Source organism: Paenibacillus sp. FSL R5-0490 (genome assembly GCF_001956215.1).
In the GTDB taxonomy this organism is placed as follows: Bacteria; Bacillota; Bacilli; order Bacillales; family Cytobacillaceae; genus Cytobacillus.
In genome coordinates this window covers 211,285-226,569 of sequence record NZ_MRTQ01000001.1, presented here as the reverse complement: position 1 = coordinate 226,569, position 15,285 = coordinate 211,285, and the positions used below count along the sequence as shown (strand labels likewise).

18 protein-coding genes are annotated in these 15,285 nt (G+C 42.2%); 3 read left to right on the top strand and 15 right to left on the bottom strand.

Annotation, left to right across the window (positions count from 1 at the left end; translation table 11 throughout):
• Positions 1–8: 8 nt before the first annotated feature.
• The 7 genes from BK139_RS01095 to yneA form a co-directional block, all read right to left on the bottom strand.
• Entirely contained in the window at positions 9–449 is a 441-nt protein-coding gene (locus tag BK139_RS01095) for a DUF6376 family protein (protein ID WP_076255938.1), read from the bottom strand.
• Positions 450–584: 135 nt separating this feature from the next.
• Positions 585–800 carry a YneF family protein gene (locus BK139_RS01090; RefSeq protein ID WP_009330559.1) on the bottom strand — a complete coding sequence of 72 codons (216 nt, stop codon included), beginning with the start codon at positions 798–800 and terminating at the stop codon, positions 585–587.
• An 86-nt stretch (positions 801–886) separates the two neighbouring features.
• On the bottom strand, positions 887–1,324 hold the full coding sequence (gene sirA, locus BK139_RS01085; protein WP_048008923.1) for a sporulation inhibitor of replication protein SirA: 438 nt from the start codon (positions 1,322–1,324) through the stop codon (positions 887–889).
• A gap of 298 nt (positions 1,325–1,622) precedes the next feature.
• Complete coding sequence (gene tkt, locus BK139_RS01075) at positions 1,623–3,629, bottom strand: transketolase (protein WP_076255934.1); 2,007 nt, start codon at positions 3,627–3,629, stop codon at positions 1,623–1,625.
• Between the two features lie 224 nt (positions 3,630–3,853).
• The gene (locus BK139_RS01070; RefSeq protein ID WP_076255932.1) at positions 3,854–4,087 is read right to left on the bottom strand and encodes a DUF896 domain-containing protein; all 234 of its coding nucleotides are present in this window, start codon (positions 4,085–4,087) and stop codon (positions 3,854–3,856) included.
• A gap of 144 nt (positions 4,088–4,231) precedes the next feature.
• The gene (locus tag BK139_RS01065) at positions 4,232–4,879 is read right to left on the bottom strand and encodes a YneB family resolvase-like protein (RefSeq protein WP_076255930.1); all 648 of its coding nucleotides are present in this window, start codon (positions 4,877–4,879) and stop codon (positions 4,232–4,234) included.
• A 9-nt stretch (positions 4,880–4,888) separates the two neighbouring features.
• Positions 4,889–5,221 (bottom strand): cell division suppressor protein YneA, encoded by a 333-nt coding sequence (gene yneA / locus BK139_RS01060; RefSeq protein ID WP_076255928.1) that lies wholly within the window; start codon positions 5,219–5,221, stop codon positions 4,889–4,891.
• A gap of 156 nt (positions 5,222–5,377) precedes the next feature.
• On the opposite strand from yneA, the gene lexA reads away from it, so the two are divergent.
• Positions 5,378–6,001 carry a transcriptional repressor LexA gene (gene lexA / locus BK139_RS01055; RefSeq protein WP_076255926.1) on the top strand — a complete coding sequence of 208 codons (624 nt, stop codon included), beginning with the start codon at positions 5,378–5,380 and terminating at the stop codon, positions 5,999–6,001.
• 284 nt (positions 6,002–6,285) lie between these two features.
• A complete protein-coding gene (locus BK139_RS01050) occupies positions 6,286–6,570 on the top strand; it encodes a DUF4257 domain-containing protein (RefSeq protein WP_009330566.1) in 285 nt (94 codons plus the stop codon).
• Between the two features lie 113 nt (positions 6,571–6,683).
• On the opposite strand, the gene glnA is transcribed toward BK139_RS01050, so the two are convergent.
• The 4 genes from glnA to hflX form a co-directional block, all read right to left on the bottom strand.
• Positions 6,684–8,018 carry a type I glutamate--ammonia ligase gene (gene glnA / locus BK139_RS01045; protein ID WP_048008929.1) on the bottom strand — a complete coding sequence of 445 codons (1,335 nt, stop codon included), beginning with the start codon at positions 8,016–8,018 and terminating at the stop codon, positions 6,684–6,686.
• Positions 8,019–8,119: 101 nt separating this feature from the next.
• On the bottom strand, positions 8,120–8,527 hold the full coding sequence (locus BK139_RS01040; protein ID WP_076255925.1) for a MerR family transcriptional regulator: 408 nt from the start codon (positions 8,525–8,527) through the stop codon (positions 8,120–8,122).
• 187 nt (positions 8,528–8,714) lie between these two features.
• Positions 8,715–9,986: a methionine gamma-lyase family protein gene (locus BK139_RS01035; RefSeq protein WP_076255923.1), complete on the bottom strand. Its 1,272-nt coding sequence runs from the start codon at positions 9,984–9,986 to the stop codon at positions 8,715–8,717.
• Positions 9,987–9,999: 13 nt separating this feature from the next.
• Positions 10,000–11,274, bottom strand: coding sequence for a GTPase HflX (gene hflX / locus BK139_RS01030; RefSeq protein ID WP_483310638.1), 1,275 nt, complete (start codon positions 11,272–11,274; stop codon positions 10,000–10,002).
• 211 nt (positions 11,275–11,485) lie between these two features.
• On the opposite strand from hflX, the gene BK139_RS01025 reads away from it, so the two are divergent.
• Positions 11,486–12,100, top strand: a complete 615-nt coding sequence (locus tag BK139_RS01025; RefSeq protein ID WP_076255919.1) for a trimeric intracellular cation channel family protein — start codon at positions 11,486–11,488, stop codon at positions 12,098–12,100.
• An 82-nt stretch (positions 12,101–12,182) separates the two neighbouring features.
• Here the strand turns inward: BK139_RS01025 and BK139_RS01020 are convergent, their stop codons facing one another.
• The 4 genes from BK139_RS01020 to miaA form a co-directional block, all read right to left on the bottom strand.
• Positions 12,183–12,416: a glutaredoxin family protein gene (locus BK139_RS01020; RefSeq protein WP_076255917.1), complete on the bottom strand. Its 234-nt coding sequence runs from the start codon at positions 12,414–12,416 to the stop codon at positions 12,183–12,185.
• Between the two features lie 74 nt (positions 12,417–12,490).
• Positions 12,491–13,441 carry a stage V sporulation protein K gene (gene spoVK, locus BK139_RS01015; protein ID WP_076255915.1) on the bottom strand — a complete coding sequence of 317 codons (951 nt, stop codon included), beginning with the start codon at positions 13,439–13,441 and terminating at the stop codon, positions 12,491–12,493.
• A gap of 383 nt (positions 13,442–13,824) precedes the next feature.
• Entirely contained in the window at positions 13,825–14,058 is a 234-nt protein-coding gene (hfq, locus tag BK139_RS01010; RefSeq protein ID WP_035330690.1) for an RNA chaperone Hfq, read from the bottom strand.
• 27 nt (positions 14,059–14,085) lie between these two features.
• Positions 14,086–15,048 carry a tRNA (adenosine(37)-N6)-dimethylallyltransferase MiaA gene (miaA, locus tag BK139_RS01005; protein ID WP_076255913.1) on the bottom strand — a complete coding sequence of 321 codons (963 nt, stop codon included), beginning with the start codon at positions 15,046–15,048 and terminating at the stop codon, positions 14,086–14,088.
• Positions 15,049–15,285: the final 237 nt, after the last annotated feature.

Sequence of the window (15,285 nt, the reverse complement as noted above, 5' to 3'; positions counted from 1 at the left end):
TGGATGCTTCATTGCCCTAATGCTTCTATGCGGTTTATCAGGCTTGTTGCCTCATTAATCGTAGTGAACAGCTCTGAATTCTCCAGCTGATCCAGTGCAAGGCTGCCGTTCTCCAATACTTTATTGATTTCAGCAAGAAGCGCTTCATTCTGGGTCACAAGCTCCTGATGGACATCTTCTGCCAGCTTCGGGACGTCCTGAAGGGCGATAAATTCCTCAACTTCCTGCTTAAGTGTCATCAATCTGTCTTCAAGTTCCTGCTTTAATGCCGGGTCCGCTGCCGCCTCCTGAATCAGTTGCGGCGCCTCTTCGGCAAAGTCGCTTAATGTATTAATATGCTCAGTCGCTTCATTAACATAGCCAATGGAGTTATTCACTTCTCCCAAGACGGAACAGCCGCTTAATATCATGGAAACGGTAAGGAGCCCTATTAGAATTACTTTTTTCATTTTGCTCGTTCCTTTCACGATTTGTCATAGTATATATACGGTCTGTTTCAAAGAAGGTTTCATTTTGGATATAAAAAAACCACCTTCCTGTTATTGTAACAGAAAAGTGGCTTCCGATGGGATGCTTGTCCCTGATTACTTGCCAGTCTGCTTGTTCATGGCATTCATCATTTGGTTGATCTTCTTTTGAGATGGCTTCATGCCCATTTGCATCATCATCATTTTAAGCATTTGTTCATTAATTGGCGGATTTTTCTCAAGGTAGCTCATCATATATTTTCGAGCAATGAAAAATCCTAGTGCTACACCGGCAAGAAGCGCCAGTACACCAACTAGAATGTACATACCCATACTAACTTCCTCCTTCATGTTGTCTATCATACAGTGTACTAGACCAAAGGTTATTATACAATATTTGCTTCAGTTTTTCTCTTATTTTAGACGAACTTTCTCTCTTTTATCGGTTTTAGCCACCCATAGCGCTTATGCTGGAGGTCAACAGCCAGAAAGGAAGACTCGCTTTTTCGCAGCACTTCGAAAAAAACTGTCTCTGCCTCATAGCTGCCGGCCGCTTCTAAAACCAGGCTCCGTTCAAAAACTTCAAGCTTCGCCCTGCTTCTCTTACTCATCTCTATATAGTATGCACTTTTTTCTATGATAAAGTCTTTTTTTCTCTGGAGCTGCTGGTGGATATACTGATGCACTTTTAAACCCGGGATCGGCTTAGTCACAAAATCAATTTGCTTCGATAGAATAGCCTTCATTTCACCTGACGAACGCTCATACTCTTCAAACAGCTGAAAAAACATCCGCTCTCTGCCAAAATAATGGGACGCAAATTCATCTTCTATTAAATACAATTGATAAGCTCTCATCTGGCCCCTCCTTCCGGGACAATCCATTTCTTTCAATTATAAGTAAACGAATTCAAAGAATCTGTCTGAAGATGTTAAAAACTTTCACTAATTTTGTCGAAAGCGAAGAATTCAGTTGATTATGAGGATTCTTGGTGGAAGAAGATCTGCTGTTTGACACTTTTACAAATATTCACTATTGCATATTCCCCGATTTGATTAATGGTAATCTTGTTTTTCGATGACGGCTGAAAATACTCATTGTCTTTAAGGGTATAAAAAAAGGAAGAGCCTCTCGGCTCTCCCTTCCCGGATATCATTATCCCTGCAGCAATGCTTTCACGCGTGCTACAACGTTGTCTACTGTGAATCCGTATTCTTCCATAATTTTTTCACCTGGTGCAGATGCTCCGAAGGTATCGATGGCAAGAACATCGCCTTCGTCTCCTGCATAGCGGTGCCAGCCAAGTGAAGATCCCATTTCAATGGCAAGACGTTTCTTGACTGTCTTAGGAATTACGCTTTCTTTGTACTCTTTTGATTGAGCTTCAAAGCGGTCCCAGGCAGGCATGCTTACTACAGATGCATGGATGCCTTCACCTTCAAGCGCTTTTTGAGCTTCAACTGCGAGGCTGACTTCAGATCCTGCAGCAAGCAATAATACATCCGCATTGCTGTTAGAAGCTGGAGATACAACATATCCGCCTTTTTGAACGCCTTCGTATGCCGTTGAATCCGTTCCTTTTAATGTAGGCAGGTTTTGACGAGTCAATACTAATGCAGTTGGCTTGTTTGTTGATTCGATTGCTGTTTTCCAGGCAGCTGCTGTTTCGTTTCCGTCAGCAGGGCGGACAACAGATAGGTTTGGCATTGCACGCAATGCAGCAAGCTGTTCTACAGGCTCATGCGTTGGGCCGTCTTCACCGACAGCGATACTGTCATGTGTGAATACATACGTAACAGGCAGATTCATAAGAGCAGCCAGACGGATTGACGGGCGAAGGTAATCAGAGAACACGAAGAATGTTCCGCCGAAGACTTTTAATCCGCCGTGAAGCGCCATTCCATTCAATGCAGCACCCATTGCAAACTCACGCACACCGAACCAGATGTTGCGGCCATCAAATGATTCAGCCGTAAAGTCACCCGACCCTTTGATCATTGTTTTGTTGGAGCCTGCAAGGTCTGCAGATCCGCCAAAGAATGAAGGCAGATTCTGAGCGATAGCATTTAGCACTTCTCCTGAAGAAGCACGGCTGGCAAGGCTCTTTCCTTCTTCATAAACAGGGATGTCTTTATCCCAGCCTTCAATAAGCTCACCATTGATCGCCTGCTCCAGCTGTTTCCCTAACTCAGGATGAGATTCCTTGTATTGAGCAAAAAGGTCTTCCCATTCCTGCTGCTTTTTCGAACCGTTTTCAACAACTTGCTGCTTAAAGTGATCATATACTTCCTGTGGCACATGGAAGTCTTCTTCGAACGTCCATTTATAAGCCTCTTTTGTTAATTTCAATTCATCAGCACCAAGAGGAGCGCCGTGAACATCAGATTTGCCTGATTTGTTTGGAGAACCGTAGCCGATGACTGTTTTCACTTCAATCATTGTCGGGCGGCTTTCATCCTGTTTCGCTTCTTCAATTGCATTTGCGATTTCGTGAAGATCATTGCCGTCTTCTACACGGATGTACTGCCAGCCGTATGACTTGAAGCGCTGTTCAACACTTTCAGAGAAAGACTTATCAAGGTCTCCATCAAGTGAGATATCATTTGAATCATAAAGAACAACCAATCTGCCCAGCTTCAAGTGGCCGGCAAGGGAAGCAGCTTCAGCCGAAACGCCTTCCATAAGGTCTCCGTCACCGCAGATGCTGTATGTATAATGATCAACAACATTGAAGTTGTCTTTATTGTATGTTGCAGCCAGGTGGCGTTCAGCCATAGCCATACCGACAGCCATAGCAATACCTTGTCCTAATGGGCCTGTTGTTGCGTCAACACCTGGAGTATGGCCGAATTCAGGGTGACCAGGCGTCTTGCTTCCCCACTGTCTGAACTCTTTAATGTCATTCATGGAAACATCATAGCCGGAAAGATGAAGAAGGCTGTATAAAAGCATAGAGCCATGTCCGGCAGAAAGAACAAAACGGTCACGATTGAACCATTCAGGGTTTTTCGGATTGTGGTTCATGAAGCGTGTCCAAAGTGTATAAGCCATTGGAGCAGCTCCCATTGGCATGCCCGGATGGCCGGAGTTCGCCTTTTCAATGGCGTCAATTGATAAAGTACGAATAGAACTGATGGATAGTTCATCTGTGTGATTAAACATTCAATACATCCTTTCGAGTAGTAATTCTTCACTCTTTTAATATTATCGGGTGTCCCTTTTTTTCACAACCAATAGGGTCAGGTAAAGGACAAAAAAAGCCGGTTTGTTACTATATTGACACAAAAAGAACCGGCATATGTAAAAAAAGCGGAGATAGGTCAGTATTGCCATCTCCTCTATTAAAAGAAGGAATACAGCGCTGTGTATCCCTTGCAATTATACTATTAGTGAAGGCGGTTTTTATTTTGGAATTCTTTCAGTTTTTTCGGTGTTACATCGTTCCCTTTCGGGTCAACGATTGTAACGCCCTTCAGCGTGTTTAACATGCCAGAGCGGAAAGTCTCCAAATACTCTTTGCGCAAAGACGTCTGTTCTTTCGCTTCTGATTCTGTTAGTCCGGATTCCTTGGCCTTCTTTGCCAGTTCATTAATTCGGGCAAGTTTTTGTTTAGGCAGCATTTATTAAAACTCCTTTATATCAAAAGTTAACCTTTGAACAATTCTGATGGAAGTTTTTATTATACAGCAGCTTCAGATATGGAACAATACTGAAACTCAAATGCCATCATACTAAAAATGAGCACCTTTTACAAGAAAAGTGCTCTACTCAGCAAGCGAATCAATATGTTCTTTGTACCTTCTATGGACGGTTGCTTTGGAAATATTATAGCCAAACCCCCTAAGCGTCGCAGCAATTTCAGCAAACGTTAACTCGTTTTTCCTCAGCCGGACAATTTCCTCTATCGGGACCTCTATTCTTTCCCTGCCGCCATTTGCACCCTGATTACTTAGGTTTTTCTCGGGCCTGTATCCTTTATCAACAGCTCGCTGCATGCCGCGTCTGATTTTGATGTTATGCAGCTTTCTCTGATACTCCTCAACCATTCCTACAATGCTCAGCACCATCGAATCTGATTCCGAAAGCTCCAGTTTGCCGTTATTTGAGATGCTGTATAACTGGACTTCCTCTTTAAAGATGCAATGGAGAATCGCAATCTTCGCATTTCCCCTCCCCAGCCTGGTTTCATCCTGGATGAGAACAACCTTAATATCCTTTTTTTTAATTAAGTCTAAAAGTTCCAATATACCGTCTCTTTCAAGATCGTATCCGCTGGCCTGTTCGCGGATGACCTTGGCTACTTGAAAGTCATGCTTTTCTGCCAGGTTCAAAAGCTCTTCTTCCTGTCTTGAAAGGGACGTTTCCTGAGTATCCTTTGTTGTACTAACTCTGCAGTAAATTATTGCTTTCATAACTTCTCCTTATTCGTTAAGGTCTGAACTGGCAAGCTCTTTATATGGCTGGTCATCCAGGGCTTTTACTGGAATGACAATTTCATCACCCGGAAAAATCCTTCCTGCCGCTATCCCATTATTTTGTTCTACCCAATTTATAAATTGATCTGTTGACAGAGAATGCTCAGAAGAAAAATTTTCAGCAATCTTCCATAAAGAATCACCTTCTGCAACAGTGACTTTCACAAACTTTTCCGTATCAGGTGTTTCAATGAGCACGAGTAATATAAACGATGCTGCCAAGCTTAAAACGAAGAGAATAATAGCATAGGAATATGATTTCCACAATTTGTTCAGCATAATAAACCACCTTAAAAGAATGTATGTTCGCATTTGTTGATCTCATTATATACCGAACATTTGTTTTGCGTCAATATAAATTCGAACTTATGTTTGTATCATATGGTAATTGATGCTATAATTGAGACAATTAAAACACATACGAGGTGCGTAAAGATGGTGAAAATATCAAAAAGACAGCAAGATATATTAGAGTTTATAAAAGAAGAAGTTAAATTGAGAGGATATCCCCCTTCTGTAAGGGAAATCGGTGAAGCAGTCGGCCTGGCTTCAAGTTCGACCGTTCACGGTCATCTGGCCAGACTTGAAAGCAAAGGGCTGATCCGCAGGGACCCTACAAAACCTCGTGCTATTGAAATTTTAGATTTGGACGAGGCTTCTAACATTCCCAAGGTCAGTGCAGTTAATGTCCCAATCGTCGGTAAAGTAACTGCAGGGCAGCCGATAACGGCAATTGAAAATGTTGAAGAATACTTCCCTCTTCCGGAAAGAATGGCACCGGCTGACGAGCATGTATTCATGCTTGAAATCATGGGAGAAAGTATGATTGAAGCAGGAATCCTTGATGGAGATTATGTAATTGTCAAACAGCAGAGCACTGCAAATAATGGGGATATAGTAGTTGCGATGACAGAGGAAGATGAAGCGACTGTCAAGAGATTCTTTAAAGAAAAAGACTTTATCCGTCTGCAGCCGGAAAACTCCACAATGGAACCAATAATACTTCGAAATGTTTCTATTCTTGGCAAGGTTATAGGCGTATACCGTCACATGCATTAATAGATTATTAAGAAGCAGGCATCTCTGCCTGCTTTTTTGTTTTTTCCAATTTTAAGAAGGTTATCAGTTCCTATTACCTGGTGCTATCACCTAAATCCTACGAAAGTAACTGATACTTTTATTCAAACATAAGGTTACAGTCATGAATGACTAATTTATTATTCAGAAAATTCGGTATTTTTATGCATGTTATTTTATATTCACTTTCAATATAATGGTAATACACCGAGAATCAACCTAAGGTCGCTTGTCCAAAATCTCGACTTTAGGAGTGTGAAGAAAAAATGTTTTTGAACATTACCTTCGCTTTGTTGATTGGTGGGCTGGTCGGTGTCGTTGGACATATTCGAAAAGAAGGCAAAATGGTTAAACCCAGAAGGACAAAAAAATTCATCTATCTGGGGGTCTTTGAAGAGGTAATCATGGGGGCTTTAGCGGCTGTTTTTTTGGTCGTATCTTCAGATCCTGACTCTGCCTTAAAAGTAGTTCTACTGGCAGTAATTGCAGGATTTGGAGGAGATGCACTGCTGACATGTCTCGATTTCTTAAAAATAAGACACAAAGAATAGAGAGATGCAGAGAGATAGAAATTGGTTAAAACCTCGTTCATTTAAAAACGGGGTTTTTGCATTTTCCATAATGACAACCCCTGACTTTATCAGCCAGGGGTTGTCATATTTTCTTAGTACATGCTCAGGTACTGCTCGCGCTCCCATGGATGCACTTGCGTACGGAACATATCCCACTCGATTTCTTTCGCTTCAATGAAATGTTCAAAAATGTGATCGCCAAGAGCAGAAACAATTACCTCATCTCTCTTTAGCTCTTCAAGGGCCGCTGCCAAAGTAGGAGGCAGATCTTTGATTCCTTCTTCCTCACGCTCTTCTTTTGTCATTACATAGATATTGCGGTCCACTGGAGCAGGAGGAGTCATTTTATTTTTGATTCCGTCCAGGCCAGCTTTTAATAATACAGCCATAGCAAGGTATGGGTTCGCAGCAGGGTCAACGCTCCGCACCTCAACACGTGTACTTACTCCGCGGGAAGCAGGGATACGGATGAGAGGTGAACGGTTTTGAGCAGACCAGGCAACATAGCAAGGTGCTTCATAGCCCGGTACCAGACGCTTGTATGAGTTAACGATAGGGTTTGTCACAGCTGTAAATGCAGTTGCATGATTCACGATACCAGCAATAAAGTGGCGGGCGTCATCACTTAGCTGAAGATCGCCGGTTTCATTGAAGAATGCATTTTTCCCATCCTTGAATAGTGAAACGTTGCAGTGCATTCCAGATCCGCTGACACCGAATAATGGCTTAGGCATAAATGTCGCATGCAAGCCGTGCTTGCGTGCAATGGTTTTAACAACTAGCTTGAACGTCTGAATCTGGTCACAAGCTGTTAAAGCGTCCGCATATTTGAAGTCGATTTCGTGCTGGCCAGGTGCAACCTCATGGTGGGAAGCTTCAATTTCAAAGCCCATTTCTTCGAGCTCAAGTACGATATCACGGCGGCAGTTTTCGCCAAGATCAGTCGGAGCAAGGTCGAAGTATCCGCCATTGTCGTTTAGTTCCAGAGTCGGCTCTCCTGCATGGTCAAGCTTGAAAAGGAAGAATTCCGGTTCAGGCCCTAAGTTAAAATCAGTGTAGCCAAGGTCTTCCATTTCTTTAAGGATGCGTTTTAGGTTGCTTCGCGGATCGCCAAGGAATGGAGTTCCATCCGGATTATAGATATCACAAATCAGACGAGCCACTTTGCCTTTTTCTGCAGTCCAAGGAAACACTACCCAAGTATCAAGGTCTGGATATAGATTCATGTCTGACTCTTCAATTCGCACGAAACCTTCGATTGAAGATCCATCAAACATCATTTTGTTATCAAGCGCTTTTTCAAGCTGGCTGATTGGAATTTCCACATTCTTAATTGTTCCAAGGATATCCGTAAACTGTAAACGGACAAATTTCACATTTTCCTCTTCTGCAATACGTTTAATATCTTCTTTAGTAAACTTAGCCACTGGTAGTTCCTCCCTTAAATTTACATGTGTAATTTATTTTTTGCTCTGTTAATGCGCGCCCGGAAATCCAAGACATTATCAACGAGCTAAAAACGGCTTTCTTAATGGAAAAAGCGGTGGATGTTACCCTGACGGGATGAAGAGCGATTAAAACGGCCCGCCTGCACAATTTCCTTGCGCAGAAGCTTCCGGATTTCTTCATCCGATAGATCGCGTCTCCCTTTTTCAGCTTGTTTATTCATGGTTTCAGTTAGCGCTTGCTGTTCTTTAACGAAAAATAGCTGCTTGATCCCGGCCATGTTCACACCTTGATCAATTAAATCTTTGATTTCCAGAAGGACATCGATGTCGTTTAAGGAAAAAAGCCTTCTGTTTCCGTCAGTTCTAGCTGGAGATATCAATTGGTGTTCTTCATAATAGCGAATCTGCCTTGCAGTCAGGTCAGTCAGCTGCATGACAGTACCAATTGGGAAAAGCGGCATGGAACGTCGAATTTCGCTTCCAGTCAACTATTTCTCCCCCATTTCAATTACTTCTTGAGTTTATTATATGTAATGTTAGAAAATCTGTCAATAGAATGTTAGGTTTTATAACATGATTTTTTCAAAAAATTTTTGCCTTTCATATTTTCATATAATTCTCAGTAAAGCAAAAGAAAGGGACAACTAACTATGTAGCTGTCCCTCTTATATTTACCTAATTTATTTGGACTAAACCCTTTTCCAGCAATTGGTTCAATGCTATGCATACAGCCATTTTTACATGCGAATAGGTAAGGCCGCCCTGCACATAGGCAACGTACGGAGGCCTTATTGGACCGTCTGCGGTCAGCTCAATGCTGGCACCCTGTATAAAAGTACCCGCTGCCATGATGACATCATCTTCATATCCCGGCATATAAGCTGGGTAGGCGGTTACGTGGGAATTAACAGGTGATGCAAATTGAATCGCCTGGCAGAACCTCACCATTTTTTCTTTATCATCGAATTGAACAGATTGAATTAAATCAGTTCTTTTACTATTCCATTTTGGATTGGAGTTCATTCCAAGCCGCTCAAGCAGTGCTGCCGTAAAAACAGCCCCCTTCATTGCCTGGCCGACAACGTGTGGAGCAAGGAAAAAGCCCTGATACATTTCCTGAAGGCTGTACAGGGACGCACCTGCTTCTGCACCAATTCCCGGGGAAGTCATTCTGTAGGAACAGGCTTCCACCCATTCTTTCTTCCCGACAATATAGCCGCCAGTCTTGGCGATCCCGCCGCCAGGGTTCTTGATTAGCGACCCCGCCATCAAATCTGCCCCAACATGGCAAGGCTCCCTGTCCTCTACAAACTCCCCGTAACAATTGTCAACAAAAACAATTGCATCCGGCTTAATTTCTTTTACAAACTGAATCATTTCTTCTATTTGTTCAATTGTGAAGGATGGTCTTGTTGCGTATCCTTTAGAACGCTGAATGCCAATCATTTTCGTGTTCGGCTTGATTGCTTTTTCAACCGCAGAGTAATTGATGCTCCCATCTTCATTCAGCGGGATGCTATTGTACCCAATGTCGAACTCTTTCAGCGAGCCGTTGCCTGTTCCGCGGATTCCGACGATTTCTTCCAATGTGTCATACGGCTTTCCTGTTATGTACAGCAATTCATCACCCGGCCGCAATACGCCAAAGAGTGCAATGGAAATGGCATGGGTGCCGGAAATAATCTGAGGACGCACTAATCCTGCTTCCCCGCCGAATACTTCTGCATATATTTCCTCCAATGTATCCCTGCCGATATCATCGTAACCGTAACCGGTTGATGGAATGAAATGAGAATCGCTGACTTTGAAATTTTGAAAGCTCTTTAATACACGGAATTGATTCTCATCAATCCGCTCATCAATGTTCTTTAATACTTCTGAAATTTGCTGCTCCACTTCTTTTACAATCGGCTGCAGCTTTTCTCCTTGTGATAACTGTTGAAACATGATGTTCTCCTAACTATACGGTATATTTCGTTAAAGGTCCTGAGATTTGATGGTCTTCGAGGTAATAGCCCTTGCAGACATAGAGTTCTTTGTCTTCATTAAAAGTCAATTCCCTCAGGATGGTTTCATTCTTAAGCTGTGACAGCAGTTTCCCTTCTGTCGACGGCACCTCAACATGGTAAGGCTTCATCATCCCCAGGATCATCTGCTCGATCTTCCGTTTCAGCTCATTGCGGTCATCTTCTTCAAAGGCACTGATTTGAATTATTTCTGTCCTGGCGGTCGGGACAAAATCAGGATGCTTCAGATCTCTCTTATTATAAACCGTCAGCTGCGGTATTTTATCATTTTCCAAATCTTCTATTAGTTTATTGACTGTCTGTTCATGCTGGAAATAATCCGGATTGGACATATCGACTACATGAAGAAGGAGATCTGCTTCCTTTACTTCTTCCAGGGTGGATCGGAAGGCCGCAATCAGCGTAGTCGGCAAATCCTGAATAAATCCGACTGTATCTGTCACAAGTGTAATGAATCCGCTTGGCAAAATCAGCTTGCGGGTCATTGGGTCAAGTGTGGCGAACAGCTGGTTCTCTTCATAAGAATCTGCTTCAGACAGCCTGTTAAAAATCGTGGACTTCCCTGCGTTTGTATAGCCGACAAGCGCAATTTGGAACGCTTTGTTTTTCTTCCTCCGTTCACGATATCTGTCCCGGTGCTGCACAATGACCGAAAGCTGGGTCTTAATATCATCAATGCGGCGGCGGATATGCCGGCGGTCTGACTCAAGCTTTGTCTCACCCGGTCCCCTTGTGCCAATTCCCGCTCCAAGTCTTGAAAGCTGGACGCCCTGGCCTGACAGGCGCGGCAGCAGATACTGCAATTGAGCCAGCTCAACCTGCAGTTTCCCTTCTTTAGAGCGTGCTCTCTGAGCAAAGATATCTAATATCAGCTGTGTGCGGTCAATGATTCGTGCATCCAAATCTGCAGATAGGTTTCGAACCTGGCTTGGTGAAAGCTCATCGTTAAAAATGATAATATCTGCTTCCATTTCTTCCTGAAGAGCAGCCAATTCCTCCACTTTTCCTTTTCCTATATATGTAGACGGATGAACACGTTCCCTTTTTTGTGTCACCGAAGCTAAAACTTTCCCGTTGGCGGTTTCCGTTAAGGATTCCAATTCTTCCATTGAATATTCAAACCGCTGATCATCATCTTCAGTATGGCAGCCGACAAGAATAACCTTTTCATAATCTGGCTTGTGTTCCAACCAGCATCCCTCTTTCATATTCTTATTTTAATTGATCATAACAAAAAACCTGGTCAAATACTAATCTCACCGCTAATCATAGGCTTTTGTACATTACGTTTAAATGTGTAAAAAAGGTTGAATTTCTTTTTTTCCGTGTTAAAATCATATTGTTTGGAAAGAATTTACGTTTGTAATTAACTTGGACAATAATAGATTTAGAGATTTGCATCATGAGGAGAAATGGCATATGACATGGGAAGTTTTAAGTATGATTGGCACTATTGCATTCGCTGTCAGCGGTGCAATTGTAGCCATGGAAGAAGAATATGATATTTTGGGTGTTTATATCCTCGGGATTGTTACTGCTTTTGGCGGCGGGGCCATCCGAAACCTGCTAATAGGTGTTCCAGTCTCTGCCCTTTGGGAACAGGGGTTATTTTTTCAGATTGCCCTTTTATCCATCACAGCAGTAATGCTGTTCCCGAACAACCTCCTCAAACACTGGCAAAAGTGGGGAAATTTCACTGACGCAATCGGATTATCCGCATTTGCCATCCAAGGAGCATTGTACGCAACGGAAATGAATCATCCTTTAAGCGCTGTAATTGTGGCAGCAGTATTGACAGGAAGCGGCGGTGGAATAGTCCGCGACCTTCTTGCAAGAAGAAAACCGCTTGTATTACGTTCTGAAATTTATGCTGTCTGGGCTATCCTTTGCGGCTTCGCAGTCGGACTCGGAATCGCATCAGCACCGTTTGAACTTTATGCTTTGTTTATCATTATTACCGCTTTGAGGGTATTATCTTACACATATAATTGGAAGCTTCCCGTTAAGAGGCTTGGGACAAAAGCATCGGCTTAAGCTGGTGCTTTTATTATTGTTATTGCAAACATTTTTATCTTATTAAAAAGACCTGCTCATTCCACGAGCAGGCCTCTCCATATTATTGATTTACATTCGCCATAATCGTATTCGGATCAAAGCCTATAACCCATTTTCCATTCACATTGATTTGAGGCACTCCCATTTGGCCTGTGGTTTCAACCAGTTTTTGTGCTTCTCTCTGGTCATTCTGGACATTAACCTCTTTATACTCCAGCCCCTGCTGATCAAGGAAGTTCTTCACCATCGTACAGTACGGACAAGTATTCGTAGTATAAACTGTAATTTCATTCATTATATACATTCCTCCTCCAGTAAAAAGACAATGCCAATGTTCATTGACACTGTCTTTTTTATTACAATATCCCCTTAATCAGCTTCTTCAAACACCAAATCATTGCTCCTGATGGTCATCAGATCATGTTTGTCATAGCTGTTTTGCATTAACAGGCGCATGGCCTGTGCCCTGATTGATTTTTCAAGAATGTTTCGGATGTAGCGCCCGTTCGAAAAGCTGTTGGGGCTGAGATTGGTTTTTACAAAATGCAAGTGCTCCCTCAGCTTCTTTTCGGATTCGTGACTTAAAGTATACTCCCTTTCCTTTAGCATCATCTGCCCAATTTCCATCAGCTGCTCTATCGAGTAATCAGGGAAGTCAACAACAAGGGGAAAACGGGAATGAAGACCCGGATTCAGCGTCAGGAAATGATTCATTTCTCTGGAATAGCCTGCCAGAATCAGGATAAACTCATGCTGTCGGTCCTCCATATGCTTGACAAGGGTGTCAATGGCTTCCTTGCCGAAGTCTTTTTCTCCGCCTCTGCCTAATGAGTATGCTTCGTCGATGAATAGAATCCCGCCTATCGCTTTTTTGACCAGGTCCCTTGTCTTTTGGGCGGTATGGCCAATGTATTCACCGACAAGGTCTGCCCGCTCTGCTTCAATCAGATGTCCTTTTGACAGCACATTCATTTTTTGAAAAAGCTTGCCTATTAATCGGGCAACCGTAGTTTTACCTGTGCCGGGGTTGCCTTTGAACATCATATGCAATGCCTGCTTTCCAGCTTTGAGACCGGCTTCTTCCCGTTTTTTATTCACATAAATCCAGGCATAAATCTCCTTGATCATTTTCTTCATTTCTTCCATTCCCACAAGAGCGCCAAGTTCTTCTTCAATTTCTTTGAGAGCTGTATGCTCAGCCGGAATGGCTTTTGGAGCCGCTTGGGGTTCTGGAAGCTCTTTTGTGTATGTTTTACGCTTTTGTGAATTGAGCACGATGCTGATCTGTCCGTTATTTTTCAGGCGAATCGGCTGGTCCAAAAGCTATCACCTCACATTCTTAGCACAGTATACGCATAGAAGTAATCGTTGTGACAAAAGCCTATATGATCCCCGAGAATACGGTTGTTAGGCTAAAATGCGACAAGGTCCCGCCATTTTCAACAAGAATCAATGCAGGAGTGTCGGTTCATGCGGTTTCCCAAGAAATAACGGGTTTTTCTCCGCTTAGAGGGTGCGGATAACTGGCTGCATACTGCCAATTCATGGGGAACAAGCCACAATCGGCTCCCCCCTCATATCCACATTAAATTCTCATATCTATATGTATTCAGCCATCATCCATTTCATTAAAAATATTTGTCTTTACATAAGAAAATAGCCCGCTTCAGTCAAAGCGGGCTTTTCTTCCTGACAGTTATATTTTATTGCTGGTTTTCTAAATCCAGTTGAACATTGCGCTGAGGGACGAATGTTGAAATCGCATGCTTGTAAACAAGCTGCTGCTTTCCTTCTGATTCAAATAGTACAGTAAAATTATCAAAGCCTTTAATACAGCCTCTAATTTGGAATCCGTTTAATAAGAACACGGTACAATTTGTATTATCCTTTCGTAGCTGGTTAAGAACCTGATCTTGAATATTGATTGCTGATTTCATTATTATCCTCCTCTTTTATCTCTATCATTATGTATTCGATTTTATTTTCAGCTTTCCTTCAATATGAGCAGAAATTTCAGCGAATTTTTTTTCAAACTCATGAGGATCGACTGAATCGGACATATCAAACCATTCCACATTCATCTTGTTTCGAAACCATGTCAGCTGCCTTTTTGCATATCTTCTTGAATTTTGCTTCAGATTTTCTACAGCATTCTCCAATGAAACACGCCCATTAAAGTATTCATACAGCTCTTTATACCCGATGGCCTGAATGGACTGGCAATCCATTAATCCATGATCATAAAGGGATTGCACCTCTTTAAGCAAACCCTCCTGCATCATGATGTCGACTCTCTGATTGATGCGGTCATATAAGGTTTCCCGATCCATAGTTAAGCCAATCAGCGCCATATCATAAAGAAGTTCAGGGTTTTGTTTTTCCTGATACTGGGACATCGTTTTACCTGTGCAATGGTAAATTTCCAACGCCCTGATTACTCTTCGAGTGTTATTGGGATGAATTTTTTCTGCGCTTTCAGGGTCTATCTCCAGAAGCTCCTCATATAGAACATTGTGCCCTTCCCTTTCGGCGCGTTCCTCCAAGGTTTTTCTAAATCCTTCATCTGAAGGCGCATCTGAAAATTGGTAATCATAAATAACAGATTGAATATACAATCCCGTACCACCAACAATCATTGGAAGTTTGCCTCTAGAAGTGATCTCTGTGATTTTACTTCGGACGAGTTCCTGAAATTCTGCTGCTGAAAAGGGCTCTTCAGGATTTTTGATGTCAATTAGATGATGCGGAATCCCTTCCATTTCTTCTTCTTTAATTTTTGCCGTGCCAATATCCATTCTTTTATAAATTTGCATGGAATCTCCGCTGATGATTTCGGCATTAAATCTTTTTGCCAGAAGAATGCTTAATTTTGTTTTCCCAACAGCTGTAGGGCCAATCAGCACTGCAAGTTTTTGTTTTTCACTCATCTGTTCACTGCCTTTACTGCCATTCTAATTTTATCCTACCATATAGCAGGAAAATTTTTCAGGTATCATCTTACCATTCTTTTCATAAAAACAGAACATTTATGCATTATGAACAACTTTCCAGTTTCCTATTCGACAAGTTTCCTAAAATTTTCTTATAAAATTACATTTTATTAACGATTCCATAACAAACAAAGGCTTACCCCCAAAATCGTGTTAATTTATTAGAAGGTTATA

Coding starts and splice junctions, on each gene's coding strand:
- BK139_RS01090 (WP_009330559.1), bottom strand. CDS start 800: ATGGGTATGTACATTCTAGTTGGTGTACTGGCGCTTCTTGCCGGTGTA.
- hflX (WP_483310638.1), bottom strand. CDS start 11,274: ATGAAAGAGGGATGCTGGTTGGAACACAAGCCAGATTATGAAAAGGTT.
- BK139_RS01065 (WP_076255930.1), bottom strand. CDS start 4,879: ATGAAAGCAATAATTTACTGCAGAGTTAGTACAACAAAGGATACTCAG.
- BK139_RS01020 (WP_076255917.1), bottom strand. CDS start 12,416: ATGAATGAAATTACAGTTTATACTACGAATACTTGTCCGTACTGTACG.
- BK139_RS01035 (WP_076255923.1), bottom strand. CDS start 9,986: ATGTTTCAACAGTTATCACAAGGAGAAAAGCTGCAGCCGATTGTAAAA.
- sirA (WP_048008923.1), bottom strand. CDS start 1,324: ATGAGAGCTTATCAATTGTATTTAATAGAAGATGAATTTGCGTCCCAT.
- BK139_RS01050 (WP_009330566.1), top strand. CDS start 6,286: ATGTTTTTGAACATTACCTTCGCTTTGTTGATTGGTGGGCTGGTCGGT.
- BK139_RS01070 (WP_076255932.1), bottom strand. CDS start 4,087: ATGCTGCCTAAACAAAAACTTGCCCGAATTAATGAACTGGCAAAGAAG.
- BK139_RS01095 (WP_076255938.1), bottom strand. CDS start 449: ATGAAAAAAGTAATTCTAATAGGGCTCCTTACCGTTTCCATGATATTA.
- yneA (WP_076255928.1), bottom strand. CDS start 5,221: ATGCTGAACAAATTGTGGAAATCATATTCCTATGCTATTATTCTCTTC.
- lexA (WP_076255926.1), top strand. CDS start 5,378: ATGGTGAAAATATCAAAAAGACAGCAAGATATATTAGAGTTTATAAAA.
- miaA (WP_076255913.1), bottom strand. CDS start 15,048: ATGAGTGAAAAACAAAAACTTGCAGTGCTGATTGGCCCTACAGCTGTT.
- tkt (WP_076255934.1), bottom strand. CDS start 3,629: ATGTTTAATCACACAGATGAACTATCCATCAGTTCTATTCGTACTTTA.
- BK139_RS01025 (WP_076255919.1), top strand. CDS start 11,486: ATGACATGGGAAGTTTTAAGTATGATTGGCACTATTGCATTCGCTGTC.
- hfq (WP_035330690.1), bottom strand. CDS start 14,058: ATGAAATCAGCAATCAATATTCAAGATCAGGTTCTTAACCAGCTACGA.